The 25,479-nt window shown below is 68.7% G+C and carries 20 protein-coding genes; 10 read left to right on the top strand and 10 right to left on the bottom strand.

Translation table 11 applies throughout. The features are described from left to right. The first annotated feature begins 189 nt into the window (after positions 1 to 189). On the top strand, positions 190 to 543 hold the full coding sequence (locus tag ABT352_RS37305; RefSeq protein WP_350949758.1) for an SSI family serine proteinase inhibitor: 354 nt from the start codon (positions 190 to 192) through the stop codon (positions 541 to 543). Positions 544 to 683: 140 nt separating this feature from the next. Here ABT352_RS37305 and ABT352_RS37300 read toward each other — a convergent pair whose 3' ends face one another. Beyond that, entirely contained in the window at positions 684 to 1,799 is a 1,116-nt protein-coding gene (locus ABT352_RS37300; RefSeq protein ID WP_350949757.1) for a trypsin-like serine peptidase, read from the bottom strand. A gap of 477 nt (positions 1,800 to 2,276) precedes the next feature. Between ABT352_RS37300 and ABT352_RS37295 the strand changes: the two genes are divergently transcribed. After that, positions 2,277 to 3,158, top strand: coding sequence for a hypothetical protein (locus tag ABT352_RS37295; RefSeq protein ID WP_350949756.1), 882 nt, complete (start codon positions 2,277 to 2,279; stop codon positions 3,156 to 3,158). A gap of 142 nt (positions 3,159 to 3,300) precedes the next feature. After that, positions 3,301 to 4,263: a zinc-binding dehydrogenase gene (locus ABT352_RS37290; RefSeq protein WP_350949755.1), complete on the top strand. Its 963-nt coding sequence runs from the start codon at positions 3,301 to 3,303 to the stop codon at positions 4,261 to 4,263. A 220-nt stretch (positions 4,264 to 4,483) separates the two neighbouring features. Here the strand turns inward: ABT352_RS37290 and ABT352_RS37285 are convergent, their stop codons facing one another. From ABT352_RS37285 to ABT352_RS37250, 8 genes are all read right to left on the bottom strand, one after another. Beyond that, positions 4,484 to 5,173: a PadR family transcriptional regulator gene (locus ABT352_RS37285; protein WP_350949754.1), complete on the bottom strand. Its 690-nt coding sequence runs from the start codon at positions 5,171 to 5,173 to the stop codon at positions 4,484 to 4,486. Continuing rightward, positions 5,170 to 5,967, bottom strand: coding sequence for a DUF4097 family beta strand repeat-containing protein (locus tag ABT352_RS37280; RefSeq protein ID WP_350949753.1), 798 nt, complete (start codon positions 5,965 to 5,967; stop codon positions 5,170 to 5,172). The genes ABT352_RS37285 and ABT352_RS37280 overlap by 4 nt, the downstream gene beginning before the upstream one ends. A 70-nt stretch (positions 5,968 to 6,037) precedes the next feature. Continuing rightward, entirely contained in the window at positions 6,038 to 6,214 is a 177-nt protein-coding gene (locus tag ABT352_RS37275; RefSeq protein ID WP_329094229.1) for a DUF6104 family protein, read from the bottom strand. Positions 6,215 to 6,355: 141 nt separating this feature from the next. Then, the gene (locus tag ABT352_RS37270; RefSeq protein ID WP_350949752.1) at positions 6,356 to 10,087 is read right to left on the bottom strand and encodes a multifunctional oxoglutarate decarboxylase/oxoglutarate dehydrogenase thiamine pyrophosphate-binding subunit/dihydrolipoyllysine-residue succinyltransferase subunit; all 3,732 of its coding nucleotides are present in this window, start codon (positions 10,085 to 10,087) and stop codon (positions 6,356 to 6,358) included. Positions 10,088 to 10,280: 193 nt separating this feature from the next. Continuing rightward, positions 10,281 to 10,946: a B3/B4 domain-containing protein gene (locus ABT352_RS37265; RefSeq protein ID WP_350949751.1), complete on the bottom strand. Its 666-nt coding sequence runs from the start codon at positions 10,944 to 10,946 to the stop codon at positions 10,281 to 10,283. 39 nt (positions 10,947 to 10,985) lie between these two features. After that, positions 10,986 to 11,276: a helix-turn-helix domain-containing protein gene (locus ABT352_RS37260; RefSeq protein WP_350949750.1), complete on the bottom strand. Its 291-nt coding sequence runs from the start codon at positions 11,274 to 11,276 to the stop codon at positions 10,986 to 10,988. A gap of 157 nt (positions 11,277 to 11,433) precedes the next feature. Next, positions 11,434 to 13,965: a glycoside hydrolase family 9 protein gene (locus ABT352_RS37255; RefSeq protein ID WP_502992934.1), complete on the bottom strand. Its 2,532-nt coding sequence runs from the start codon at positions 13,963 to 13,965 to the stop codon at positions 11,434 to 11,436. A 216-nt stretch (positions 13,966 to 14,181) separates the two neighbouring features. Further along, positions 14,182 to 15,072, bottom strand: a complete 891-nt coding sequence (locus ABT352_RS37250) for a glutathione S-transferase family protein (protein WP_350949749.1) — start codon at positions 15,070 to 15,072, stop codon at positions 14,182 to 14,184. 297 nt (positions 15,073 to 15,369) lie between these two features. Between ABT352_RS37250 and ABT352_RS37245 the strand changes: the two genes are divergently transcribed. The 3 genes from ABT352_RS37245 (at position 15,370) to ABT352_RS37235 (ending at position 17,302) form a co-directional block, all read left to right on the top strand. Continuing rightward, on the top strand, positions 15,370 to 16,158 hold the full coding sequence (locus tag ABT352_RS37245; protein WP_350949748.1) for an ABC transporter ATP-binding protein: 789 nt from the start codon (positions 15,370 to 15,372) through the stop codon (positions 16,156 to 16,158). Beyond that, complete coding sequence (locus ABT352_RS37240; protein ID WP_350949747.1) at positions 16,155 to 16,676, top strand: NADPH-dependent FMN reductase; 522 nt, start codon at positions 16,155 to 16,157, stop codon at positions 16,674 to 16,676. Before ABT352_RS37245 ends, ABT352_RS37240 begins: the two co-directional genes overlap by 4 nt. Before the next feature lie 119 nt (positions 16,677 to 16,795). Further along, entirely contained in the window at positions 16,796 to 17,302 is a 507-nt protein-coding gene (locus ABT352_RS37235) for a flavin reductase family protein (protein WP_350949746.1), read from the top strand. A gap of 174 nt (positions 17,303 to 17,476) precedes the next feature. Here ABT352_RS37235 and ABT352_RS37230 read toward each other — a convergent pair whose 3' ends face one another. Continuing rightward, positions 17,477 to 18,580 carry an NAD(P)H-dependent amine dehydrogenase family protein gene (locus tag ABT352_RS37230; RefSeq protein WP_350949745.1) on the bottom strand — a complete coding sequence of 368 codons (1,104 nt, stop codon included), beginning with the start codon at positions 18,578 to 18,580 and terminating at the stop codon, positions 17,477 to 17,479. Between the two features lie 354 nt (positions 18,581 to 18,934). On the opposite strand from ABT352_RS37230, the gene ABT352_RS37225 reads away from it, so the two are divergent. The 4 genes from ABT352_RS37225 to ABT352_RS37210 all read left to right on the top strand — a co-directional run. Then, positions 18,935 to 19,831, top strand: coding sequence for an SDR family oxidoreductase (locus tag ABT352_RS37225; protein WP_350949744.1), 897 nt, complete (start codon positions 18,935 to 18,937; stop codon positions 19,829 to 19,831). Positions 19,832 to 20,274: 443 nt separating this feature from the next. Then, positions 20,275 to 23,802: a ThuA domain-containing protein gene (locus ABT352_RS37220; RefSeq protein ID WP_350949743.1), complete on the top strand. Its 3,528-nt coding sequence runs from the start codon at positions 20,275 to 20,277 to the stop codon at positions 23,800 to 23,802. 130 nt (positions 23,803 to 23,932) lie between these two features. Beyond that, positions 23,933 to 25,117 (top strand): ROK family protein, encoded by a 1,185-nt coding sequence (locus ABT352_RS37215; RefSeq protein WP_350949742.1) that lies wholly within the window; start codon positions 23,933 to 23,935, stop codon positions 25,115 to 25,117. A gap of 14 nt (positions 25,118 to 25,131) precedes the next feature. Further along, a partial coding sequence (locus tag ABT352_RS37210; protein ID WP_350949741.1) for an ATP-binding cassette domain-containing protein occupies positions 25,132 to 25,479 on the top strand: 348 nt, incomplete at its 3' end.

Genomic DNA, 25,479 nt, shown 5'->3' with positions numbered 1-25,479 from the left:
GGCACGGCCACAGCGTCCGCAGTGTCCGCAGTGTCCATGCCGCCCCGCGACCCCGTTCCCGGACCGCGGGAGACATGGCCGTTTCCGCGTCCCGATGACCGGGGACCGCAGGTGACGAGACCGTTCCCGCTCCATCCGGGCGAGCCCGCCCAGATCATGCCCGCACCGGTGAGACCGTTTCCCGGGGAAATGCCCTCGCGTAGCGGCAAGGTGCTCGTGCTGAGCCTCGCGCGGGGAGAGAAACCTCTGCCCGCGCTTGGCCACGCCCTGCTGCTGTGCGATCGGCCCGGCGGCACCCACCCCGACGCGGTCCACGCGTGCGCGGTGCTCGCCAACATGCTGGGCGATCCCGGCAAGCTCAAGCCGAGGCCGGGGGTGGCCTGCACATTGGAGTACGACCCGGTCACGGTGACCGCCACCGGGATCTGGAACGGTCGCTTCATCCGGTTCGAACGCACCTACGGCAGCCTCTGCTCGATGCGGGTCGCCACCGGCCCCCTCTTCGCCTTCACGGACGACCTTGGGAGGTCGGTGGGTGCATAGAACGTTCCCGGGCGAAGTGGCGGCCTTCCCCGAAGCGATCCGGAGACCGGGTTCGTGGTCGGCCGCCACCCGTACGGGGCGGGTCCTCCTCGTTCACTCCGGCCGGCCGAATGGCCTTACAGCCGGCCGGAGCGCGCGAGTCAGCTGGTCCAGCGGTTGGCCGCGGTCTTGTAGACCTTGTAGGTGTCGCCGTTGAAGTACGGCGAGGAGATCTTGTCGTACCGGTCGTTCTTGTCGGTGTCCCAGGCGATGCTGTTCACGCCGATCAGGTAGCCGGTCCGGCTGGAGTTCTTGTACTTGTAGATCCAGGGGCCGCCGCTCGCGCCCGAGGTGAAGGCGCACTTGAAGCCGACGTGCTCCTGGACGTTGTACTTCGGCGCGGCCGGCATGGCGCCGGTCGTGCCGTAGCACCACTTCATCGTGCGGCCGGAGAAGGGCTTGTCGCCGTCGGGGTGCAGGCCGGCCGGGTAGCCGAAGGAGAAGACGGAGTTCTTCACCTTCTGGTTCCAGGCGAAGCCCTGCCCGCCGACGTTGTCGCCGAGACGGCCGACGTTCTTGATGATCGGCTGCCACTTGCCGTCCTTGTCCTTCTCCCAGTTCACCTTGAACCCGGAGTGGACGTTGACGAAGGCGTAGTCGTAGTCGTAGTCCTCCTTCACCACGAAGTCGTCGTGCGCGTTGAACCACTTGGCCGCGTAGATGCCGTAGGGGTTCTTGCCGTCCCACGCCTGGTTGCCGTCCCAGTAGGACGGGATGAAGATCCAGTTGTCGTAGAACTGGTTGGTCTTCACGTCGTAGACGCAGTGCGCGGAGGTGGCGACCACGTTGCGGTACTTGCCCTGGACCGAACTGCCTGAGCAGTACTTCCAGCTCTTCGGGTCCGCCGGGTTGGCGCCGGGCAGGGTGAAGAAGATGCGCCCGACGGTGTTGGGCAGGTTCACCTGCTTGCTCTTGGCGGACTTGGTGCCCTCCGCGCCGATCGGCGGGACCGACCCGCCGGGGCCGTCGGGGCCCGCGGCGTTGGAGGACTTGCCGCCCTTGACGCTCAGGTCGACGTCGCCGGTGGCGTCGGTGGCCTTGCGCATGCGCTCGGGCGACCAGAAGGCGGTGGCCTCGCCTGCCGTCTCGGAGGCGGCGGAACTGACCACGTCCTTGGGGGCCGTACCGGCGTTGGCACCGGTGGTGGCGCCGATCACTCCGGCGATCACGAGAACGCCGGTGAGGGGGATCGTGAGGCGCCGTGCTCGGGAATTCATGAAGCTCCTTTCGTTCTCAGCGGGGAGACGGGACTTCTCCTCGCCGGGAAAACGATCGGAACGTTACTGACTGGATCGAGCACTCGGCGGGAATTGACGGGAAAAAGTCTCGGCCGGTTCCATCCGATGCTGTCTCGTTATTTAAATAGCTATTTGTTATAGCTTAACGAATAGGCATTTCAGCAGCTCACCATAGCTGCGTGGCGAGCTCCGAGGCATCGCCGGCACCATCGGTAACAGCGATTATCCAGAGTTTCTCAAGTAACTCCGACACCTTCCGGCCGTGGGGCGAAGTGACGTTCTTGATGCTGTGTCTCGGCCTCTCATGGTCATTTTCCAGAAGACGGTACCGGGTTGTCGCGGGGTTCACCGTGGGCATCGAATCTGATTCGTGACGGTACTGACACGGGTGCCGAGACCGCCGAGCCCCGAAGATGGGGCCGAGAACCGTACCTTCCGCAGGAGGCGGCCGAAGACGTGGCCGGTGGGCAGCACGACATCATCGAGGCGAGGTCCCAGGGGGGACCGTGGCGCTGGATCGCCGGCGCGGCGCTGGTCGCACTCGTGGCGTGGAACCTGCTGACGGGCCGGGAGCCGGACGTGGTTCCGCCGCCCCCGCCGCAGCCGGTGCCCACCCGGGCGGGCGTCGTCGCGGAGCAGGTCCCGAACGTGCTTCACCCGCGGTTTCGCCAGGAGGGCGGCAGGGAGATCATCGACGTGGTCTTCCCCGACGGCTCGGCGGCGGAGGTGAGCTATCCGGCGGAGGTGGGACTCGCCAAGCTGGGGGTGCGGCCCGCGATGTCGGGCCGGCTCGACGGCGACCCCGGTCCTTACCGGCAACTGAACGTGCCGTCGGGAGGCCCGGCGGGGGTCTCCCAGGGACGGCCGATGATCCGGCAACTGGTCAAGGGGGTCACGCTCTGGCCTCCCATGAGCGCGGCCGAGGGGGAGGTGCTGCTGTTCGCGTTCGACCCGTGGTTCGTGGCGCTACGCGACCTCAAGAACGGCATGCCCTTCGAGCAGCGGATGCTCTGGGCGCGCAACCTGCGCGGCAGGGTGACCAAGGGCGGCTACCTCGTGCTCGACGCCAGGCCCCCGCTGCGGCTGGCCGCGCGGGGAGAGACCCTGCGCGGTGAGCCGCTGGGGCCGCAGCTGTGGTTCGGCGGGGCCAGGGAGACGCTGCTGGTGCTGGCTCCGATCCCCGGCTGCGACGTCGCGTCGATCGAACTCTCCGTCGTCGAGCGGCGGCGCCGCTTCTCCGCCGAGAGCTGCCAGGACGACGTGTACGTCGCGGCCTCGGGGGAGCAAGGACACGTCGAGCGGACGATGGCGGGCATAACCGTCAGGCGGACGACGTAGGGGGGCCGATCGCACGGGCCGCGTTCGCGGTGGCCGTCGCGGGCGTGCGGGGACGGGCTCGCGGATCGCGTGTCGTCGTGTGACCGGCGCGGGGGACACCCCGTTCGCGGTGGACCCGACGCGGACGGCGTAGGGTGCGGCCATGTTCGCTGTAACCGCCACGCGGATCGATCCCGACAATCCTCTCGACGGCCTCACGCTCGGTGAGCGCCCGGAACCCAAGGTTCCCGACGGGTGGGCCACCGTCACGGTGAGAGCCGCCTCGCTCAACCATCACGACCTGTTCAGTCTGCGGGGGGTGGGGCTTCGCGAGGAGCAACTCCCGATGGTGCTCGGCGCCGACGCCGCCGGGCTGGACGAGGACGGCAACGAGGTCATCGTGCACTCGGTGATCGGCAGCGGGGCCGACGAGACACTCGACCCGAAACGCTCCCTGCTCTCGGAGAAATACGACGGCACCTTCGCCGAGCGGGTCACCGTGCCCCGGCGCAACCTCGTGCCCAAGCCCGCCAGGCTCAGCTTCGAGGAGGCCGCCTGCCTGCCGACCGCCTGGCTGACCGCCTTCCGCATGCTGTTCGACAAGGCGGGCCTTGAGCCGGGCTCGACCGTGCTGGTCCAGGGCGCGGGCGGCGGAGTGGCCACCGCGCTGATCCTGCTGGGCCGGGCCGGGGGATACCGGGTCTGGGTGACCAGCCGTTCGGAGAGCAAGCGGGCGCGGGCTCTGGAGTTGGGCGCCGACCAGGCGTTCGAGAGCGGTGCCCGGCTGCCCGAGCGGGTCGACGCGGTGATGGAGACCGTCGGCCAGGCCACCTGGGGGCACTCGCTGAAGGCGTTGCGTCCCGGCGGCCGGATCGTGGTCTCCGGCGCGACCAGCGGCGCGGTCCCGCCGGCCGACCTGAACCGCGTCTTCTTCCTGCAGCTCTCCGTGATCGGCTCCACCATGGGCACCCGCGACCAGCTGGGCAGGCTGGCCCGCTTCCTGGAGCAGACCGGCACTCGCCCGCTGATCGACCGCGTCCTGCCGATGACCGAGGCGCGCGAGGGCTTCGCGGCGATGTACGAGGGCGAACTCTTCGGAAAGGTCGTCTTCACCCTGCCGGGATGAGCCCGGCCGATCCCGTGGGTCGTCCGGGCGGCGCACGGGTCGCCCGGCCCCGTGGGGCGACCAGTGGAACCCTGGGCGCGGCCTGTCCCCTGGCCGGCCGGGCCACGGGCCGGCGGGTCAGGCGGCCGGAGGCTCACCGGCTCCGGGGCCGCCATCTCACGGAGACCGTCGGGCGCGGTACGTCACGACCGGCGGGTGCCGTACGGGGCACCGCCGCAGATCATCGGAGCGTTTCGCGGATGCGGCGGGCCGCGTCGTACAGGGCGTCCTGGGCGGTCGCGAGGGTCTCCTCGCTGACCTGCGCGGACGCCGCGTCCCTGCGGATCTCCTCGACGAACTCGGCGAGCATCTGCCCGAGCCGGGCGTCTCCCGCGCGCGACCCCTCGCCGGTGAAGCCGTCGGCCCAGACGCGCTTCCACTCGTCCTTCCACGCGTCGGTCTGGCGCTGCCACTCCTGTTTCTGGCGCTGCCATTCCGTCTTCTGCTCGCGCCAGACCCTGCGCGAGTCCTGCTCGGAGCCCTGGCGGACGTCGCGCGCCATCTGGGTGAGCTCCTCGCGCAGCGACTTGACCGTGTCGCGCACGTCCTCCTTCACCTCGCGGGCGATGTCGCGGACGGAGTCGGAGATCTCCTGCTCCAGGTCGGCGAGCTCGTCGAGCCGCCCGTTGAGCTCGGCGCGGCCCCGGTCGCTGATGGTGAAGACCTTCTTGCCGTCCACGACCTCGTGGGTGACGAGGCCCTCCTCCTCCAGACGGGCGAGGCGCGGGTAGATCGTGCCGGGGGAGGGTGAGTAGACGCCGAGGAAGCGGTCCTGGAGGAGCCGGATCACCTCGTAGCCGTGACGCGGGCTCTCCTCCAGCAGCTTCAGGAGGTAGAGCCGGAGCCTTCCGTGGCCGAAGACCGGGCTCATGCCTGTGATCCCTTCAGGAGGGTGACGTCGGCGGAGACGGTGTTGGCCGTGAGCGAGGCCATGCCGCCGCCGATCCGGCCGCCCAGTGTCTTCGCGCCGGGCTGGACGGAGTGGTCGAGCTCGGTGAAGCCGGTGTCGAGTCTGCCCGAGGTGGAACGGAGCTTGACGTCGGTCTCGACCGTGTACGGGAGCCGGAGCACGATGTCGCCGGAGACGCTGTTCATCGTGACGTGGCCGGTCGGCGGGAGCTCCAGATCGGCGGTGATTTTGCCGGAGATGGTGGTGACGCTCAGCCGCCGGGGTGTGCCCTGGGCGACGGTCAGCTCGCCGGAGACGCTCTTGAACGAGAGGTCTCCGACCAGGCCGCGGCTCTCCACGGCGCCGGAGACGGTGTCGGCGTTGATCTCGCCGCTCACCCCGTCGAGCACGATCTCGCCGGAGACGCTTTTGACCGAGGTGCGGTCCTCGAACCCGGCGACGACCGCGGACGCGGAGACCACGCCCACGTTGACCGGGCAGTTCTTCGGCACGGTCAGGGTCAGCGTGGCCCTGCGGCGTCCGGGGCGAAGCCAGCCCAGCAGACCGTCCCAGGTGAGGTCCTTGTAGGTGACGGTGAGCGTGCCGTCGTCGTCGTGGGTGACGAGCAACGGCGGGCTGTCGACCTCGGTGACCTCAAGTGTGGGAGGGCCGTCGCTGGCCAGCACCGCCAGCTTTCCCGCCACGATCCGCACGTTGAGTTTTCTCACGGAGTCGAAGGTGAGCTGCTCTGGTTTCTCGATCGTCCACTGCCGCATGTGCGTGACCTCCTTCTGGTGAACACGATATGTCGCGTCCACCGGAAGGTCAAGATATATCGTGTTTTTGTCAGTCGTCCTCGTCGTCCAGCCGCGCCAGCCAGGTGGCGAGCCGTTCCACCGGCGTCTCGAAGTCGGGGTTCAGATCCACGAACTCGCGCAGGCGCTCGGCGAGCCACACCACGGTGACCTCCTCCTCGCCCCGGCGCGCGACCAGCTCCTCGATGCCCCGATCGGTGAAATACATCACGTTCTCCTTCAGTGACGCTGATGACGCCGTGGTCATCGTCGCGATCTCGCGGTGACGCCCGCGACAACGGGGAAGTCCCCCGCAAGGGCTCCTGCGGGGGACTTCCGTGGTGACGCCTGTCTTGGACCTGCCGGTCGCCTAGCCGAAGATCTCGCCGAGCATCTGCTGCAGCTCGACCTCGTGGGTGGAGTGCGAGCCGGTCGCCGGGGAGGAGTTGGCCTTGCGGGAGACCCGCTTGATCGAACGCCCGCCGAAGACACCCGGATTCTCGGCCATCTTCAGCCCCAGGAACGGCCACGGACCCATGTTGAGCGGCTCGTCCTGCGCCCACACCAGCTCGATGTCGGCGGAGTAGCGGCTCAGCTCGGCCTCCAGCGGGTCGCCGGGGAACGGGTAGAGCCGCTCAAGGCGGACGATCGCCACGTCGTTGCGGCCCTGCTTGTCGCGGGCCGCCGCGAGGTCGTAGTAGAGCTTGCCGGAGACCAGCACGACCTTGCGCACCTCGGCCGGGGGAGCCGTGGTGTCGCCGAGCACCGGCCGGAACGACCCCGAGGTGAAGTCGCTCACCGCCGAGATCGCCGCCTTGTGCCGCAGCAGCGACTTGGGCGTGAACACCACCAGCGGGCGGTGCCGGTTCGACAGCGTCTGCCAGCGCAGCAGGTGGAAGTAGTTGGCCGGGAGCGTGGGCTGGGCCACGGTCATGTTGTCCTGGGCGCACATCTGCAGGAAGCGCTCGATGCGGGCCGAGGAGTGGTCGGGGCCCTGACCCTCGTAGCCGTGCGGCAGCAGCAGGACGACGCCGGAGCGCTGGCCCCACTTCTGCTCACCCGAGGTGATGTACTCGTCGATGATCGACTGGGCGCCGTTGACGAAGTCGCCGAACTGCGCCTCCCAGGCGACCAGCGCCTCGGGCCGCTCCACGCTGTAGCCGTACTCGAAGCCGAGCGCGGCGTACTCGCTCAGCAGGGAGTCGTAGACGTAGAACTTCGTGGTGCCCTGGTTGAACGTCTTGAGCGGGGTGTGCTCCTCGCCCGTGACACGGTCGACCAGCACGGCGTGCCGCTGGGTGAACGTGCCGCGCCGCGAGTCCTGGCCGACGAGGCGGACCGGGTGGCCGTCGATCAGCAGCGAGCCGAAGGCGAGGGTCTCGCCCATGCCCCAGTCGATGCGGTCCTCGGCGACCATCTGCCCGCGACGCTGCAGCACCGGCAGCAGGCGCGGGTGGACGGTGAAGCCCTCGGGCATGTTGAGCTGGGTCTCCACGATCCGCTTGACGACCTCTTCGGAGACGGCCGTCTTGACGTCCTCGTGCGACCAGGGGACGGTCTCCATGTCGACCGGACGGGAGAACTCGCCCGTCGGATCCTTGGCCGCCGCGCGGGTCTCGGCGAAGGCGTTCTCCAGCTTGGCCTGGTAGTCGCGGAGCGCGCCCTCGGCCTCCTCCACCGTGATGTCGCCCCGGCCGATCAGCGCCTCGGTGTAGAGCTTGCGGGTGGAGCGCTTGGCGTCGATCAGGTCGTACATCAGCGGCTGGGTGAAGCCCGGGTTGTCGGACTCGTTGTGGCCGCGGCGCCGGTAGCAGATGAGGTCGATCACCACGTCCTTGCGGAACGCCTGGCGGTACTCGAACGCGAGCCTGCCGACCCTGACCACGGCCTCGGGGTCGTCGCCGTTGACGTGGAAGATCGGGGCCTGGATCATCCGGGCCACGTCGGTGGCGTACACGCTGGAACGCGAGCTGGCCGGGCTGGTGGTGAAGCCGACCTGGTTGTTGACCACGATGTGCACGGTGCCGCCGGTGCGGTAGCCCCGCAGCTGCGACAGGTTGAGCGTCTCGGCCACCACGCCCTGGCCCGCGAAGGCCGCGTCGCCGTGGACGAGCACCGGCAGGACGGTGAAGCCCTCCTCGCCGCGCTCCAGGAGGTCCTGCTTGGCGCGGACCACGCCCTCCAGGACCGGGTCGACCGTCTCCAGGTGGGAGGGGTTGGCCACGACCGAGGTCTTGAGCTTGGAGCCGTCGGGCGAGACGAAGTCGCCGCCGGCGCCCAGGTGGTACTTCACGTCACCGGAGCCGTGGGCGCTGCGCGGGTCGATGTTGCCCTCGAACTCGCCGAAGATCTGCCCGTACGACTTGCCGACGATGTTGGCGAGCACGTTGAGGCGCCCGCGGTGGGCCATGCCGATCACGGCCTCGTCGAGCCGCTCCTCGGCCGCGGAGCTCAGCACCGAGTCGAGCAGCGGGATCAGCGACTCGCCGCCCTCCAGCGAGAAGCGCTTCTGCCCGACGAACTTCGTCTGCAGGAACGTCTCGAACGCCTCGGCGGTGTTCAGCCGCTCCAGGACGCGCAGCTGCTCGGTGCGGTCGGGCTTGGCGTGCGGGCGCTCGATGCGGGCCTGGATCCAGGCACGCTCCTCGGGGTTCTGCATGTGCATGTACTCGACGCCGATGGTGCGGCAGTAGGAGTCACGCAGCACGCCGAGGATCTCGCGCAGCTTCATCAGGGGCCGGCCGCCGAAGCCGCCGGTGGCGAACTCGCGCTCCAGGTCCCACAGGGTCAGGCCGTGCGACTTGATGTCGAGGTCGGGGTGCTTGCGCTGCTTGTACTCCAGCGGGTCGGTGTCGGCCATGAGGTGGCCGCGGACCCGGAAGGCGTGGATGAGCTCGATGACCCGGGCCGACTTCGCCACGTCGTCGTCGTGGGTGGTCGAGATGTCCTGCACCCAGCGGATCGGCTCGTACGGGATCCGGAGGGCTTCGAAGATCTCGTCGTAGAAGCCGTCCTCGCCGAGCAGCAGCCGGTGGACCTGCCGCAGGAAGTCGCCCGACTGGGCGCCCTGGATGATGCGGTGGTCGTACGTGCTGGTGATCGTCATGACCTTGCTCACCGCGAGGCGGGAGAGCGTGTCGGGGGAGGCCCCCTGGTACTCGGCGGGGTATTCCATCGCGCCGACGCCGATGATCGTGCCCTGCCCCGGCATCAGGCGCGGCACCGAGTGCACGGTGCCGATGGTGCCCGGGTTGGTCAGCGAGATCGTCGTGCCACTGAAGTCGTCGACCCCCAGCTTGCCCGCCCTCGCCTTGCGCACGACCTCTTCGTAGGCGACCCAGAACTGGCGGAAGTCCATCCCCTCGGTCGCCTTGATCGACGGCACCAGGAGCTGGCGGGTGCCGTCGCTCTTGGCGACGTCGATGGCGAGGCCCAGGTTGACGTGCTCGGGCTTGACCAGCACCGGCTTGCCGTCGACCTCGGAGTAGGAGTGGTTCATCTCCGGCAGGACCTTGAGGGCCTTGATCACCGCGTAGCCGATGATGTGCGTGAACGACACCTTGCCGCCGCGGCCGCGGGACAGGTGGTTGTTGATCACAATCCGGTTGTCGATGAGGAGCTTCGCCGGGACCGCGCGCACGCTGGTCGCCGTCGGGACAACGAGACTGGCCTCCATGTTGGCCGCGGTCCTCGCGGCGGCGCCGCGCAGTCGGACTTCCTCGGCACCGGCGGGGGCGGGCAACTGCGTCTCCTGCTTGGGTCGGGCGGCCGGGGCGGGCTTGGCCGCCGCCGGTGCCGGGGTCGTCGCCGCGGGGGCCGGGGTGGCCCGAGCCGCGGCCGGAGGGGCCGAGGGCGCAGCTGGTGTCGGTGGAGCGGACGCGGCGGCGGCCGCCCCCTGGGATGCGGCTGCATCGCCGGACCCCGAACGGGGCGCGGCGGCACGGCCGGACCCCGAATCAGGGCTGTAGTCGGCAAAGAAGTTCCACCAGGCCCGGTCGACCGACTCGGGGTCCTGGAGGTACTTCTGGTACAGCTCGTCGACAAGCCATTCGTTCTGACCAAAGGCTGCCAGCGGGTTTGTCCGCGACGACTCAGACGACACGGCGGAAATCGCCCTCTTCCGCAGATCGGCGTTGATGATAGAGAACCTGTCCAAGGCTACTCGCCTTGGCTCGGACCTGCGCCAGTCTGACGACAGCTTCCTTGCCGATCCTCTCAGTACGGGTTAAAACGGTCACTCACCGGGTAACCGTTTACTCGCTGAGCCGCTGGTCAGCCCGGTACGGCGGGCATGATCAGCTCGGCCAGATCAGCCGGGACTCCACCCGTATCCCCGGAGTGACATCTTCGAGAAGCCCGGCCAGCTCGTCCCCGGCCGCGCGAAGCTCCTCCGCCGACAGGGGCGCGAGCCGCTCCAGCAGGAACAGCGCGTCCGTCGTCTCCTCGGTGATCCGGGTGCGGACGCACTGCCGCCAGTTCCAGCGGCGGCAGGTGACGCCCCTGTCGTCGCGCCAGACGACCTCGCCGGCCTCCGGACGGTCGATCGCGGGCTCGCCCTTCTCGACGACCTCGAACGGCTCGTCGCCGCTCGCGCGCACCAGCCTCGCCGTTCCCTCGTAGCGGGCGAGGTCCTCCCCGCCGATCGGCAGGCCGTGCCTGACGCTGATCGCGTTGTAGGCGTCGACCACCTTGTTGATCTCCGGCGGCGGCATCCGCCTGACCAGGGCGTCCACCGACGGCCTGGTCCGCTGCGGCTTCGCCCCGAACCCCCGGTAGGCCTCCCGCCACGACTCGATCCTCGGGTCGTCGGTCGCCACGGCCTTCTCCGCCGCCTCCGCCAGCCAGGCCCGCGACCTGTCGTCGGTGGGCCCGTTGCGCAGCCCGTACACCCCCATCACCAGCACCCCGAAGTCGGGCCTGAGCGCGCTGACGGCGGGATCCACCCGGATGTCCTCGATCACGGCCCCAGTTTAGGGCGCCCCCGCCACCTTGAAGTGGCGTCAGGCGGCCGCGTGGGGGGTGAAGGTGACGTTCAACTCGGCGTCCAGTGCTCTCGCGAGGCGCCGGAGCAGCGCCAAAGTCGGGGTGCCCCCCCCTGTTTCCAGACGGGCCACCTGCGGTTGGGTCATTCCGGCCCGCTCGGCCAGTTCGGCCTGGGAAAGGCCGAGCTCCGTCCGGCGGTTGTAGACCTGCTGACCCAGAAGCAACGCCTCACGGGCCTCCTGGTAGACGTCGGCTCGGCGCTCGGCGCCCGTCCGCTCCCACGTGTTGTGAGCTGTGTTGTGAGCCATGCCCCACTCAGTCCTGCTCGATCTCGATGACATATAGCCTCACGGTCCGTGAGGCTATATGTCATCGACCATATGATCCGTGATACCTCAACATTGATAAGCGCAGGTCACGGGCTTGAGCTTCTGATTGTGGACGTATGGGCTCACATCACCTGGGTCACGTGCAGAGGTTGCCGTTGAGGAGGAAGCGGTCCGGTCGGGGGTTGGGGCCGGGGGCGTCGGCGCCGAGGAAGCCGAAGGTGATCGATCCGCCGGGCTTGATGGTCTTGTTCCAGGCGAGGTTCTTCGCGGTCACGGTCGAGCCGTCCTGGGTGATCGCGGTGCTCCAGTGCTGCCGTACGCTCTGGCCGCCCAGGAAGGACCAGCTGAGGGTCCAGCCGTCGATCGTCTCGGTCCCGTTGTTGGTGAGGGTGACCTGGGTGTTGAACCCGTCGGGCCACTGGCCGTGGTTGGTGTAGGTGACCTTGCACGTACCGGGGGCGGCGGCGGGGGTCTCGAGGTAGGAGGCGATCCAGGCGAGCGGGGAGTTCCAGTTGATCGTCAGCTCGTTGGTGGACCACGACTCGATGTCGTCGATGTAGCAGAACTGGGGCTTGCAGCCCTGCAGCTTGGCCTGGGCGACCGGGTCCTGGATGGAGGAGTTCGGGCCTCCGGCCAGGGTGCCGCGCGGCGGGTTGGGCAGGGACGGGTCGAGCTGGTGGGCGTACCAGCGGCTGTGCTGGTTCTTGGAGGCGACCTCGCCGTAGCCGGTCACGTACGACTGGTTGAGCGCGTTGCGGCCGAAGATGTAGTCCAGCCCCTCAAGCACCCCCTCGTGGTACTTCGCCTCGCCGCTCAGGTCGTGGGCGACGGCCATCACGACCATGTTGTTGATCACCTGGTGGCTGGAACCCCAGTCGTACTCCGCCGGGTTGTAGGGAACGCCGTACGGGTGGGCCTTCTGGACGGCGAGATACTTGTCCGCGCCTTCCAGGATCGACTCGCGCACCCGCGCCCGGTCGGGGAGCGCGTTGGGCACGGTCGCCAGCTGCAGGCGGCCGAGCTGGGCGGTGTTGCCCCAGTCGAAGCCCCGGTCACGCCAGATGTCGCCGGTGTGGTGCGGCGAGGCGAGCACGTAGTCCTTGAACTCCTTCTCGCCGGTGGCGATGTAGAGCTCGGCGGCGGCCCAGTAGAACTCGTCGGTCACGTTGTCGTCGTTGTAGGCGCCGCCGCCTATCCCGTCGGCGGGGTCCGCGTACCGGGTGGGGTTCGCCTTCGCCGCCGCCCACGCCTTCCTCGCCGCGGCGAGGTTGCGCGCGGCGAACGCGGCGTCGTAGGGGGCGAAGAGACGGGCGGCCTGGGCCGCCGTGGCGGCCAGGTTGAGGGTGGCGGCCGTGGAGACCGGGTGCAGCTCGCGCGGCTGGGGGTCCAGGTGGGGCATGAGGGGCAGGCCGGTCCACGCGGCGTCGTGGATCTTGTGGTGGGCCATTCCCGCGTACGGCTTCCCGTCGGGGACCTGCATGCTGAGCAGGAACTCCTGCTCCCAGCGGGCCTCGTCGAGGATGTCGGGCACCCCGTTGCCGCTCTCGGGGATGTCGAGGTCGCCGTCCTTGTGGACGCCGTCGGTCTTGGCGCGCTCGAAGGCGGACATCAGCTGGTGGACGGAGACGCCGCCGTTGACGACGTACTTGCCGTGGTCACCCGCGTCGTACCAGCCGCCCTTGACGTTCAGCGTGTAGTCGCAGACGCCCGGCTGGCAGGGCACCTCGATGTCACCCTTGTTGGGGGCGACCCCGATGTGCCCGGCGGGCCTTCCGTAGCCGGGGCGGAGCTCGTCGAGGATCGGGATGCCGCTGCGCTGGGTGTAGTAGAACTTCAGCGCGTCGGTCCTGAGGTCGCTGTAGACGTCCGCGCCGATGTCGAAGGGCCGGCTGGTCTCGCCGTCTGCCTCCAGGGTGTAGCCGGTGCCGGGCGTGGTGACCGTGCCGAAGTCGATCGAGTGCACGTTCTGGCCCGAGCTCTCGTCGACACCGCGCGGGAGGGTGTCACCCTCGGCGACGGTCTCCCCGCCGCGCTTGAGCTTCCAGCCGGTCGATTCCGTCTTCTCGGTGACGAGGGTGGCGTTCTTCGGCCCGGAGGGCAGGTAGCCGACCATGTTCACCCGGACGCGGGGTCCGGTGTCCGGCTCGTAGACCTCGGGCTCGGCACCGCCCTTCAGTGAGACGTTGTCCACGCAGAACCTCCAGGGGGTGGCGCTGCCCCCGATTTGGAACGCCACCTGCCCGTTCGGCAGGTCCACGGGCGAGGTGAAGGTGTAGCGGTAGTCGTTACCGGACACGCTCAGCTCGGGATTGGCCGCCAGGTACTGCGTGTAGGGGTCCACCGGCAGCTGGACGAGGGCCTTGACCACCCGGCCGGGCGTCGCGATCCCGAAGAAGGAGAACTCGTACGTCTCGTCCTTGACCAGGGGGATGTCGTTCTGGCCGACGATGACGTCCCACGGGTTGACGGTGTTGCCGGGGACGTCGGCGCACAGGCGGCCGTCTTCGACCTCCAGCGTGGTGTTGCCGGTGCTCCACCAGGGGGCGGTGCCGCTGTCGAAGGTGCCGTTGACGATCTGTTCTGGGCCGTCGGCCACTGCGGGCAGGGGGGTCAGGGTCATCATGGTCACGGCCGTGGCGAGGGCGAGCCAGGCGGGAGGTCTGCGCACGGAGGATCCTTTGGGCGGGGGGAGGTTCCAGGTTGTGGGAGCACGGGTCCGAGGATCCCGGTCGGAGAGATCCAAGTGGGAGCGCTCCCACAACCTGGGTGCCCGATGTTTCCAGCGCGTTTCGCCGATCGTCAACCGTTACCCCTCCCGACCCGCCCGCCGACCCGGGGAATGACCGATTTGTCGGATGAAACTTTCACGTCACCGGGCATTCCCTCAGGGAGCGGTCCAGTCGATCTCCGGCCCCCGTGGCACGATCCCGCTGGGGTTGACGTTCGTCTGGGTCACGAAGTAGTGCCGCTTGATCTGATCGAAGTCGGTCGTGTCGCGGAACGCGGGGATGGCGTACAGCTCGCGGGCGTAGGCCCACAGGACCGGATAGTCGCTCAGCCGCCGAACCGAGCACTTGAAGTGCGAGTTGTAGACGGCGTCGAACCTGGCGAGCGTCGGGTAGAGCCGCACGTCGCTTTCGGTGAGCGCGTCGCCGTGCAGGCGGCGGCGGGTGGACAGCCGCTCCTCAAGCAGGTCGAGCGTGGCGAACACATCGGTGACCGCCTCGTCGTACGCCTCCTGCGAGCGGGCGAACCCGGCGCGGTAGACGCCGTTGTTGAGCCCCTGGAAGATCACCTCGTTGAGCGCGTCGATCTCCTCGCGCAGCTCCCGCGGGTAGAGGTCGGGCGCACCCTCGGCGTGCCAGGGCGCGAAGGCCGTCTCCAGGGTGAGGGTGATCTGCGGGTAGTCGTTGGTGACCATGCGTCCGGCGGTGATGTCCCAGACGCAGGGCACCGTGTAGCGGCCCTCGTAGCCGGGGTCGGTCGCCAGATAGAGCTCGGAGAGGTACTCCACCCCGGTCACCGGGTCGCCCCCGGGGATCCGCCAGCCCTTCTCGTCCCTGATCGGGTCGACGATCGTCACCCCGACCACCTCCCGCAGGCCCAGCAGCTCGCGGACGATGAGCGAGCGGTGCGCCCAGGGGCAGGCGTAGGAGGCGTAGATCTGGTAGCGGCCCGGCTCGGGCGGGTGCTCGCCGCCCTCCTCGATCCGCGCCGTGAACCGGTTCGGCTGCCTCTCGAAGCGGCCGCCGGAGATCTCCTTTTCCAGTTTCATCCTTCGACGGTACGTGACCTTCGGGGGGCGTGATCCGGCCGGTCGTACGTTCCCCGTGAGGTATTTCATGTACAACCAGTAGGAAATATTGACTTGCCGCCGGGTGGTGCGTAGTTTCTCTGTTATGGGCGTCTATCTGACTCGGTGCACGCACGTCGATCTCTGCCGCGTGTTCAGCGCGCAGTGTCCGTGATCACGAATCGACCCGCAGTCTCCTCCCATATCTCACAGGACGCATATCGTGCTCAAGATCGGACATGTTCCCGCCCTCGGCGGCACCCGTCTCGGGGGTGCCCGATGAAGCTCAGAATCCAGGGGGTCGGCAAGGAGTTCGCCGGCCGTGACACCCGGCGTTCCTTCGCCGCCCTCGCCGGCGTCGACCTCGACGTACGGGAGGGGGAGCTGCTCACCCTCGTCGGGCCGAGCGGCTGCGGTAAGTCCACCCTCCTCGACCTGATCGCGGGGCTCGCCGCCCCGACCGCCGGCCGGATCCTGCTGGACGGGATCCCCCTCGAAGGGCCCGGCCTCGACCGGGGGGTCGTCCTGCGGCAGTACGCGCTGTTCCCCTGGCGCACCGCGCTGTCCAACATCGAGTTCGCGCTGGAGGGCAGGGCCGCCACGAGGCGGGAGCGCGCCGACCTGGCCAGGGAGTATCTGGACCTGGTGGGGCTGGGTGGGCTCGGCGACCGCTACCCCCACGAGCTCGCCCACGGCATGCCCCAGCGTGTCGCCATCGCCAGGAGCCTCGCGACGGATCCGGCCCTGCTGCTGCTCGACGAGCCGTTCGCCGCGCTGGACGCCGGGACCCGGGAGTCGCTCCAGGAGGAGCTGCTGCGAATCTGGCAGAAGACCGGCACGACGCTCCTGTTCGCCACCCGGAGCCTCGACGAGGCCGTCTGTCTCGGCCGGCGGGTCGCGGTGATGACCGCCAGGCCCGGCCGGATCCGGGGGGTCGTCGAGGTGGATCTCGGCGCCCGCGAAGGTGACCCGAGGGGTGGTTCCCGCTTCGGCGAGCACCGCCACGAGGTGTGGAGACTTCTCCGTTCCGACATCGACCATGACCAGAAAGCACCGGTGGCCTCATGAGCATCGTGACCGTGGTGGGAAACCCCCGACCGGGATCGCGCACCCTCGCGGTGGCCGTACGGGCGGCGGAGGCCGTCGCCCTGCGGATCGGGGACGGGGAGGCTCCGGAGGTCGTCGACCTCGCGGTCCTCGCCCCGCTGCTGTTCGCCCCCGAGACGGCGCCGGAGGTGAAGGCCGCGCTGGAGCTGGTCGCCGGGGCCGACGTGCTGGTGGTGGCGAGCCCGACCTACAAGGCCACCTACACCGGCCTGCTCAAGGTCTTTCTCGACCGGCTGCCGGGCGGCGCGCTCGCCTCCGCCGTCGCACTTCCGCTCCTGGTGATGGGTGACGCCAAACACTCGCTCGCGGTGGAGGTCCACCTCCGGCCGCTGCTGGTGGAGCTCGGTGCGACCGTTCCCACACCGGGCCTCGCGGTGCTGGAGTCGCGGATTCCCGACCTCGACGCCGTCCTCGGGCCGTGGGCCGACCGGGTCGGCCCGCAGGTGGCCGCGGCGTTCGGGGAAAGGGTCCGTACGTGACACCGGGAAGAGATGACGGACGTAATGGGTTTTGAAAGGTGTCCTTTGTTCCTCGGAGGGGGAAAAGTGACCAAGTGGAGCATCTTGGTGGTACCCCACATCGTCATGAGCGAGGTTTCATGACCGAGACACTGTCGGGCCGCGCGGTCGACGCGGAGAGCTTCCGGCGGGCGCTCGCCGTCCACGCGGCGGGGGTCGTCGTCGTCACCGCGCAGGTGAACGGCGTACCGGTCGGGCTCACCGCCACCTCGTTCTCGTCCGTGAGCCTCACACCCCCGCTGGTCTCCTTCTACGTGGACCGATCCTCCACGACCTGGCCCCGGCTCAGGCAGGCCGATCACTTCGCGGTGAACGTCCTGGCCAGCGACCAGGCCGAGGTCGCCTCACGTTTCGCCAGGAAGGGCGTCGACCGCTTCGCCGCTCCCACCTCCTGGACCCCCGGGCACCTGGGCACCCCACTGCTGGGCGGTGTCTCGGCCCACCTGGTCTGCGCCCCCCACTCCACCGTCGACATCGGCGACCACGTCCTCGTCGTCGGGCTCGTCATCGAGACCGGCCTCGAACCCGGCGGGCGCCCGCTCCTGTATCACCAGGGCCGTTTCGGGCGTTTCATCCCGCACCCCTGATTTTTTGGGAATTCTCCGGCCGGGCTCGCGGGAACGTCTCACGGGTCTGGCCGGAGAGGGCGGTGAGACAGGGGAACCGGGAACGGCAGAACGGGAAAAACGCGGTGCGGAGCCGGTGATCAGCAGGTCGACGCATCCATAAATCCGCTTATATCCGCTTATTCGGTAAAGGCGCTAAGTGTCGCTCTGGGGACGCCTCGGAGGGGGCCGAGGAGGATCCTCAGGCGAGGCGGACGGTGCCCCGGCGGTGGCGAGGGGGAGATCCAGCGCGGTGTGGATGCCCGGCGGGGCGGCGCAGAGGGCGGCGACGGAGTTGACGGCGTGGGCGGCGGCGCCGGCCAGGCCGTGGGAGATCTCGTCGACCGTGAGCATCAGCTGGGGAACGCCCTCGATGTGGACGCTGAAGCCGGGGTCGGCCCAGCGTCGCACCCGGGTGGCGTCGGCCTTGTAGACGCACTCCACGGTCATGAAGGGACGGCCGCGGACCAGCCCGCTGAACATCCAGCGGGACGCGCACACGGTGCCCGCCCTGACCGGTCCCGCGGCGATCTCGAACTCCTCCGCGGCGAGTTCGAACTCGTCGCTCTCCTCGACCTCGTCGAGGGCCACGCCGAGGTTGTCGGCCACGAACTGGACACTCTCGGCGAACAGCGAGCGCTGGAAGGCGCGGAAGGGGCGCACCGCGGCGACGTAGTCCTTGGCCGAACGGGTGAAGCCGAACAGATCCACCACGATCTGCCGGGACGGGTGGCCCCGGAAGTCGGACGACTCCCGGACGTAGATGTGGTCGACGCGGCTGGACAGGCCGGTCAGCGTGAGCGGCAGCACGTCGCTCATGAAGCCCGGGTTGACGCCGGTGCCGTGCAGGGACGATCCCCCCGTGCGGCAGGCGGCCTCCAGCCGCTCCACCACTCCGGGGCCGTAGCACTTGGGATACACGAACCCGGTGGTGGTGATGACGTTCTTGCCGGTGGCGAGCAGCGCGCAGATGGTCTCCACGTCGCTCGGATGCTCCCCGCCGAAGTAGGACGCCGGCAGGGGCATGTGCAGCACGCAGTCGGCCTTCGCGGCGAGGATCTCCTCGACGTCGTCGGTGCAGACGACACCGGCCTCGGGGAGCCCCACGAGGGTGCCCGCGTCCTGTCCCACCTTGTCCGGGTCGTAGACCAGAACCCCGGCGAGTTCGAATTCCGGCCGGGTGATCAGGCTGCGCAGGGAGTATCTGCCGACGGCGCCCGTGGCCCACTGGACCACGCGCAGGGGCGGCGATAAGGACATACAGGGCCTCCAGCCCAAAATATTGGGCGGGGCCTTACTGGGAAAAAGTGAGGGGTGTCGTCGTTGACCCTCGCCCGTGTGAGGCAAAAACTTTAGCAGAAATTAACACGGGTGCTTACTGTGCGCAATGATCTCCGGCATTCTCGGTTACCGCCGCGCGCCTTTCTCGGTAATGGTCCCCGCGACGGTGTCGAGGGGGTCGCCGACGGCTCGCCCCGGTTTCGCGAGCGGTGTCCGGGAAGGTTTCGCGGACTCCGTCGTGAGGTGACCTCCCGGGGGTACCCATGGCATCGCGAGGGTCGGGCGGGCTATTGTTCAGACGACTAGAATTATGTTCTCGTGGGAGGATTGCGGATGTCAGAGCTGCGGTTTGACGGCAGGGTCGCGGTCATCACCGGCGCGGGGCACGGACTCGGCCGCTCGCACGCGCTGTCGCTCGCCGAGCGCGGCGCGAAGGTGGTCGTCAACGACCTGGGCGGGGCGCTGGACGGCACCGGCGCCTCCGAGGGCCCGGCCGCCGAGGTGGTCGAGCTGATCAGGAAGGCCGGCGGGGAGGCGACCGCCAGCACCGACAACGTCGCGACCCCCGAGGGGGCCCAGGCGATCGTGCGGACCGCGATCGACACCTACGGGCGGCTGGACATCGTCGTCAACAACGCGGGCATCCTGCGGGACAGGTCCTTCGGCAAGATGAGCGTCGAGGAGTTCGACCAGGTCCTCGCCGTCCACGTCCGGGGCTCCTTCCTGGTCAGCCGGGCGGCCTTCCCGCACCTCAAGGAGCGGGGATACGGCCGCATCGTCAACACCAGCTCGCCGGCCGGGCTGTTCGGAAACTTCGGCCAGGCCAACTACTCCACCGCGAAGATGGGGCTGGTCGGCCTCACCAAGACACTCGGCATCGAGGGTGCCAGGGCCGGGATCAAGGCCAACGCGATCGCGCCGATCGCCTGGACCCGGATGACCGAGGAGCTCCTGCCCGCGGAGTTCGAGGCCAAGTTCACCGCGGAGCGGGTCAGCGCGCTGGTGACCTTCCTGGCGCACGAGGCCTGCGAGACCAGCGGCGAGGTCTTCAGCGTCGGTGGCGGCCGGATCGCGCGGGTGTTCGTGGCCGAGGGGCCCGGCTGGCGGCAGGACGACCACACCGTGGAGGACATCCGGGACAACTGGCAGGCGATCCTCGCCGAGCAGCCGTACCTCACCCCGACGACGCTCGGCGAGCAGGCGACCGCCTCGATGAAGGCGATGCTCTGAGCGCCGCACGCTGACCGCCTGACCGGGACGGCCGGGCGGGTACAGGGTGGCCGGCCGACGTTCGCCGAAGGGCGCTCTCCGCGGGAGGGCGCCCTTTTTGTTGCCCAGGACGTTTTCGGGGTGGTTGCGGGTTTGGTTTGGGATGACCAAAAAAGGGTCGGGCGATGCGGGATTCAAATGAGTCGTTCGATGGGGCCTGAAGGGACTGCCTGGACGGAGCCGCTTTCGCCGTACGGGGCGCGCCTTTCTGCCTTGACTGGACAATCTTTTGCTTGACTGTCGTCAGAACCCATCCTTACCATCCTGAAATGGAGAGGAAATAAGCCAGAAACCACCAGGCTTTTCGACTTTTTGCCGCTCTCTCCCGGCATCGTCGCGCCGTTCGGCCCGTCAGGGCCGCCCGGTTCGTTTCGCATGTCCTTCTTAACCCCCCAGGAGATTCCATGCGCCGCCAGCTCACCGCCTTAATGGTCCCCATCCTGCTCCTGTTATCCGTGGTCTCCGGGGTCTCGATGGCCTCGGCGAACGCGGGAGCCGCGAAGGCGGCCGCCTTCCGGGTGCTGCTGTTCACCGAGACCGCCGACTACGTGCACGCGTCGATCCCGTCCGGCGTCACGATGGTTCAGCAACTCGCCGCCGCCAACGACTTCGAGGTCGTCCAGTCCGCGAACTCGAGCGTGTTCAGCGACGCGGGCCTGGCGGGCTTCAACGCGATCATCATGTTGCAGAACTCCGGCATGGTCTGGGACAACGACGCCCAGCGTCAGGCCATGCAGAGGTACGTCAACAACGGCGGCGGGATCGTCGCGATCCACAACACCACGGACATGAACATCGAGGCGCAGTTCCCCTGGTGGGACCAGCTCATCATGGGTGGCGCGCACATGACCGCGCACTCCAACATCCTGCAGGGCACCGCGAAGGTCCTCGACAAGAAGCACCCCTCCACCGTGGGCCTGCCCGACCGCTGGACGCGTACCGAGGAGTGGTACAACTTCAGCAAGAACATGCGGGGCGACGTCCACGTCCTGGTCGCCGCCGACGAGAGCACCTACGACGCCGGCGGAAACAAGATGGGCCCCGACCACCCGATCTCCTGGTGCCGTAACGCCGAGGGCGGCCGCGTGTGGGCGACCGCGATGGGGCACGAGAGTGCCTCCTACAACGAGGCCAACTTCCGTCAGCACGTGCTCGGCGGTGTCAAGTGGGCGGCGGGCAACGCCGCGGGCGACTGCGGCGGCACCGTGTGGAACCGGTACCAGAAGGTGACGCTCGACAGCGCGCCCGACCAGCCGATGGGCCTGGACATCGCTCCCAACGGGGACGTCTACTACATCGCCCGTTCCGGCAAGCTCATGCTCATCCGCAAGAGCAACGGCCAGATCGTGACCGTCGGCACGCTGAGCGTCTACACCGGCGGTGAGGACGGGCTGATCGGCCTGGCCCTGGACCCGAACTTCGCGACGAACCGCTGGGTCTACCTCAACTACTCGCCGACCGGTTCCGCGGCGATCAACCAGGTCTCCCGGTTCACCCTGAACGGCGACACCCTGGACATGTCCAGCGAGAAGAAGCTCCTCTCCATCCCCGCGACCAGGGTCGACGAGCCGGGGCACACCGGCGGGTATCTCACCTTCGGGCCGGGCGGGAACCTCTACATCGGCGTCGGCGACGACATCAACCCCTTCTCCTCCGACGGGTACGCGCCGATCGACGAGCGTTCCGGCCGCTCCAACTTCGACGCGCAGAAGACCAGCGCCAACACCAACGACCTGCGCGGCAAGATCCTGCGGATCCACCCGGAGAGCAACGGCACCTACACGATCCCTTCGGGCAACATGTTCGCGCCGGGCACCGCGCAGACCCGCCCGGAGATCTACGCGATGGGCTTCCGTAACCCGTTCAGGTTCTCGGTGGACTCCGAGACCGGCTGGATCTCGGCGGCCGACTACGGCCCCGACGCGGGGTCGGCCAACGCCAACCGCGGGCCCGAGGGCACCGTGGAGTGGAACCTGATCAAGTCGCCCGGCTTCTACGGCTGGCCGTACTGCGTGGGCAACAACATCCCGTTCAACGACTACAACTTCGCCACCTCCACCTCGGGGGCGAAGTTCAACTGCTCGGCGCCGGTGAACACCTCGCCCAACAACACGGGTATGACGAACCTGCCCGCGGTCAAGCCCGCCACCGTCTGGTACAACTACCACCTCGTGCCCGAGTGGCCGGAGATGGGCAACGGCGGCGGCGCGGCCCCGATGGGCGGGCCGTTCTACCACTACGACGCGGCGAACCCCTCGGAGACGAAGTTCCCCGCCTACTTCGACGACACCCCGTTCTTCTACGAGTGGAGCCGCAACTACCTGATGGAGATGCGGCTGGACGGCAGCGGCAACATGCTGAAGACCAACCGCTTCCTGTCCAACCTCGGGTTCAGGTCGCCGCTCGACATGAAGTTCGGCCCCGACGGCGCGATGTACCTCATCGAGTGGGGGGTCGGCTACGGCGGCACCAACCCCGACGACGGCGTCTACCGCATCGACTACATCAACGGCGGCTCTCGCGCCCCGGTCGCGAAGGCGAGCGGGACGCCCACCTCCGGCCAGGCGCCGCTCACCGTCCAGTTCTCCTCGGCGGGCTCGGCCGACCCGGACGGGGACGCGTTCACCTACGCGTGGGACTTCACCAGCGACGGTACGACCGACTCCACCGCGGCGAACCCCTCGTTCACCTACACCGCCAACGGCAACTACACCGCCAAGCTCACGATCACCGATCCGTCGGGCAAGAAGGGCTCGGCGACGGTGCCGATCACGGTCGGCAACACCGCGCCGGTGGTGAGGTTCGGCTCGCCGCCCGACGGCACGGCCATCAACTTCGGTGACTCGGTCCAGTACACGGTGACCGTCACCGACCCCGAGGACGGCACGATCGACTGTTCCAAGGTCACGGTGGTCACGGCACTCGGCCACGACACCCACAGCCACGACACCGGCCAGTTCACCGGCTGCTCGGGGACCGTGGTGACCACGAACTCGGGTCACGACGCGGACGCCAACACCTTCTACGTCCTCACCGCGACCTACACCGACAAGGGCGGCCTGTCCAGCACCGCGAACCTGATCCTGCAGCCCAGGCAGAAGCAGGCCGAGTACTTCACCGGCTCGTCCGGGGTGAGGATCGTCGACCAGGCCGGCGCGCAGAACGGCAAGCGTGTCGGTGACATCTCCAACAACGACTGGATCTCCTTCTCGCCGATGAGCGTCCAGGGGGTGGCGTCGGTGAGCTACCGGCTCTCCTCCGCCTCGGCCGGTGGCTCCATCGAGCTGCGCGCGGGCTCGCCCACGGGGCAGCTGCTCGCCACCACGTCCGTGCCGAACACCGGCGGCTGGAACAACTACCAGCAGACGGCCGCCACCTCGGTGACGGCGCTGACAGGCAGCCAGACGCTGTACCTGGTGTTCAAGCATCCGACGGCGAACCAGTTCGACCTCGACTCCTTCACCCTGAACGCGACGGGGGGTTCGACCGGAGAAGGACCCGTGGCAGGCGGCGTCTACAGGCTGACCGCCGTGCACAGCTCCAAGGCGGCCGATGTGGAGGGCCAGTCCACGGCCGACGGAGCCAGGGTGCTGCAGTGGACGGCCGGCAGCGGCACGAACCAGCAGTGGAGGTTCACCGCCGCGACGGGCGGCGCCTTCACCCTCACCGGTGTCCAGAGTGGCAAGTGCCTGGACGTGAACGGCGCCTCCACGGCGTCGGGAGCGACGATCATCCAGTGGACCTGCCACAATGCCGCCAACCAGCAGTGGAAGTTCGCCGCCGGGACCAACGGCGCCTGGAAGATCACCTCGGCCGCGAGCAACCTGTGTCTCGAGGTGCCTGGCGCCTCGACCGCGGACGGCACGCAACTCACCCAGGCCACCTGCGGAAGCGGTAACAACCAGCAGTGGAGGCTCACCCGGGTGAGCTGACGGGAGCGGTCAAGTTCGCCGACTTTTGCTGATAGCTGCAAAAGTCGGCGAACCGTTAGGTAAAAGTGATTCACAAATCCGTCTAAAGAGGGTTAGCTTCTGCACACCTGCTCGGAACAGGGAGGGTGTTGTGAAGCGGACCGTCGCTCGGCCGGAGAACGCGTACCAAGCCGCGCTTCTCCGGCTGTTGCGCGAGAGGGCGCGGTCGCGCGCCGAACTCGGCGACGTGACCGCCCTGTCGCGCTCCCGGCTCAACCTGGAACTCGACCGGCTCATCGAGCTGCGCCTGGCCGAGCAGGCGGGGCTCGCGGCCTCGCGCGGCGGGCGCAGGTCCGGCCTGGTACGGCTCTCCGGAGACCTTCGCTTCGCCGGTGTCGACATCGGCGCCACCTCGATCGACGTGGTCGTCACCGACGGCGAACTGGAGATCCTCGGCCACCTGAGCGAGCGGTGTGACGTGCGCGACGGCCCCGTGGCCGTGCTCGACCAGGCGATGGAGATGATCGCCAAGCTGGGTGAACAGGGACTGTTCATCCAGCTGCACGGCGCGGGGGTCGGCCTTCCCGGGCCGGTCAGCTTCCGGGAAGGGGTCCCGGTCGCCCCCCCGATCATGCCCGGCTGGGACCGCTACCCCGTCAGGGAGGCGGTCGGCCAGGCTCTCGGCTGCCCCGCCGTGGTCGACAACGACGTCAACATCATGGCCCTCGGCGAACTCCACGCCGGGCTGGCCAGGCAGGTGGACGACTTCCTGCTCGTCAAGATCGGCACCGGCATCGGCTGCGGGATCGTGGTGGACGGCAAGATCTACCGGGGGGTCTCCGGCAGCGCGGGCGACATCGGCCACATCCGCGTCGACGACCAGGGACCCGTCTGCGCCTGCGGCAACGTCGGCTGCCTGGAGGCATACTTCGGCGGGACCGCCCTCGCCAGGGAGGCCACGGCCATCGCCGGACGCTCGGTCTATCTGGGCCGCCGTCTCGACGAGACGGGCACCCTCACCGCCGAGGACGTCGCCACGGCCGCCGAGATGGGCGACGCCCACGCGGTACGGCTCATCCGCGACGGCGGGCGCAGGGTCGGCACGGTGCTGGCCGGGCTCGTCAGCTTCTTCAACCCCGGCCTCGTGATCATCGCGGGAGGGGTGGCCCAGCTGGGCCACCTCCTCCTGGCGGAGATCAGGAGCGTCGTCTACCGGCGGTCGCTGCCCCTGGCGACCGGCAACCTGCCCATCGTGCTCTCCGAGCTGGGACCCGACGCCGGCGTGGTCGGTGCGGCCAGGCTCAGCAGCGACCACGTCTTCTCGGCCCCACGATGAACCAGCGAGGCCCCATGTCGGAAGTCACGCCCCTTCTCCTCATGCGAGGGATCGTCAAGCAGTTCCCCGGAGTGCGCGCCCTGGACGGCGTCGACCTGGAAGTGCTGCCCGGCGAGGTGCACTGTCTGCTCGGCCAGAACGGTGCCGGGAAGTCCACCCTGATCAAGACCCTGGCCGGTGCCCACCAGCCCGACGAGGGGACGATCACGCTGAACGGCGAGGAGGTGCGGCTGTCGAGCCCGACCGCCGCGATCAGGCTCGGGATCACCACGATCTATCAGGAGCTCGACCTGGTGGACGGGCTGAGTGTGGCCGAGAACGTGTTCTTGGGGCATGAGCCGGCCCGGCTGGGGTTCGTGAGC

Origin of the sequence: Streptosporangium sp. NPDC000563 (genome assembly GCF_040299985.1) — a bacterium.
Taxonomy (GTDB): Bacteria; Actinomycetota; Actinomycetes; order Streptosporangiales; family Streptosporangiaceae; genus Streptosporangium.
This window is presented reverse-complemented; position numbering and strand designations above follow the sequence as displayed.

Excerpts from the sequence above, each read along its gene's own strand:
- ABT352_RS37305 (WP_350949758.1), top strand. The coding sequence starts at position 190 with ATGCCCTCGCGTAGCGGCAAGGTGCTCGTGCTGAGCCTCGCGCGGGGA.
- ABT352_RS37300 (WP_350949757.1), bottom strand. The coding sequence starts at position 1,799 with ATGAATTCCCGAGCACGGCGCCTCACGATCCCCCTCACCGGCGTTCTC.
- ABT352_RS37290 (WP_350949755.1), top strand. The coding sequence starts at position 3,301 with ATGTTCGCTGTAACCGCCACGCGGATCGATCCCGACAATCCTCTCGAC.
- ABT352_RS37285 (WP_350949754.1), bottom strand. The coding sequence starts at position 5,173 with ATGAGCCCGGTCTTCGGCCACGGAAGGCTCCGGCTCTACCTCCTGAAG.
- ABT352_RS37280 (WP_350949753.1), bottom strand. The coding sequence starts at position 5,967 with ATGCGGCAGTGGACGATCGAGAAACCAGAGCAGCTCACCTTCGACTCC.
- ABT352_RS37275 (WP_329094229.1), bottom strand. The coding sequence starts at position 6,214 with ATGTATTTCACCGATCGGGGCATCGAGGAGCTGGTCGCGCGCCGGGGC.
- ABT352_RS37260 (WP_350949750.1), bottom strand. The coding sequence starts at position 11,276 with ATGGCTCACAACACAGCTCACAACACGTGGGAGCGGACGGGCGCCGAG.
- ABT352_RS37250 (WP_350949749.1), bottom strand. The coding sequence starts at position 15,072 with ATGAAACTGGAAAAGGAGATCTCCGGCGGCCGCTTCGAGAGGCAGCCG.
- ABT352_RS37245 (WP_350949748.1), top strand. The coding sequence starts at position 15,370 with ATGAAGCTCAGAATCCAGGGGGTCGGCAAGGAGTTCGCCGGCCGTGAC.
- ABT352_RS37240 (WP_350949747.1), top strand. The coding sequence starts at position 16,155 with ATGAGCATCGTGACCGTGGTGGGAAACCCCCGACCGGGATCGCGCACC.
- ABT352_RS37235 (WP_350949746.1), top strand. The coding sequence starts at position 16,796 with ATGACCGAGACACTGTCGGGCCGCGCGGTCGACGCGGAGAGCTTCCGG.
- ABT352_RS37230 (WP_350949745.1), bottom strand. The coding sequence starts at position 18,580 with ATGTCCTTATCGCCGCCCCTGCGCGTGGTCCAGTGGGCCACGGGCGCC.
- ABT352_RS37225 (WP_350949744.1), top strand. The coding sequence starts at position 18,935 with ATGTCAGAGCTGCGGTTTGACGGCAGGGTCGCGGTCATCACCGGCGCG.
- ABT352_RS37220 (WP_350949743.1), top strand. The coding sequence starts at position 20,275 with ATGCGCCGCCAGCTCACCGCCTTAATGGTCCCCATCCTGCTCCTGTTA.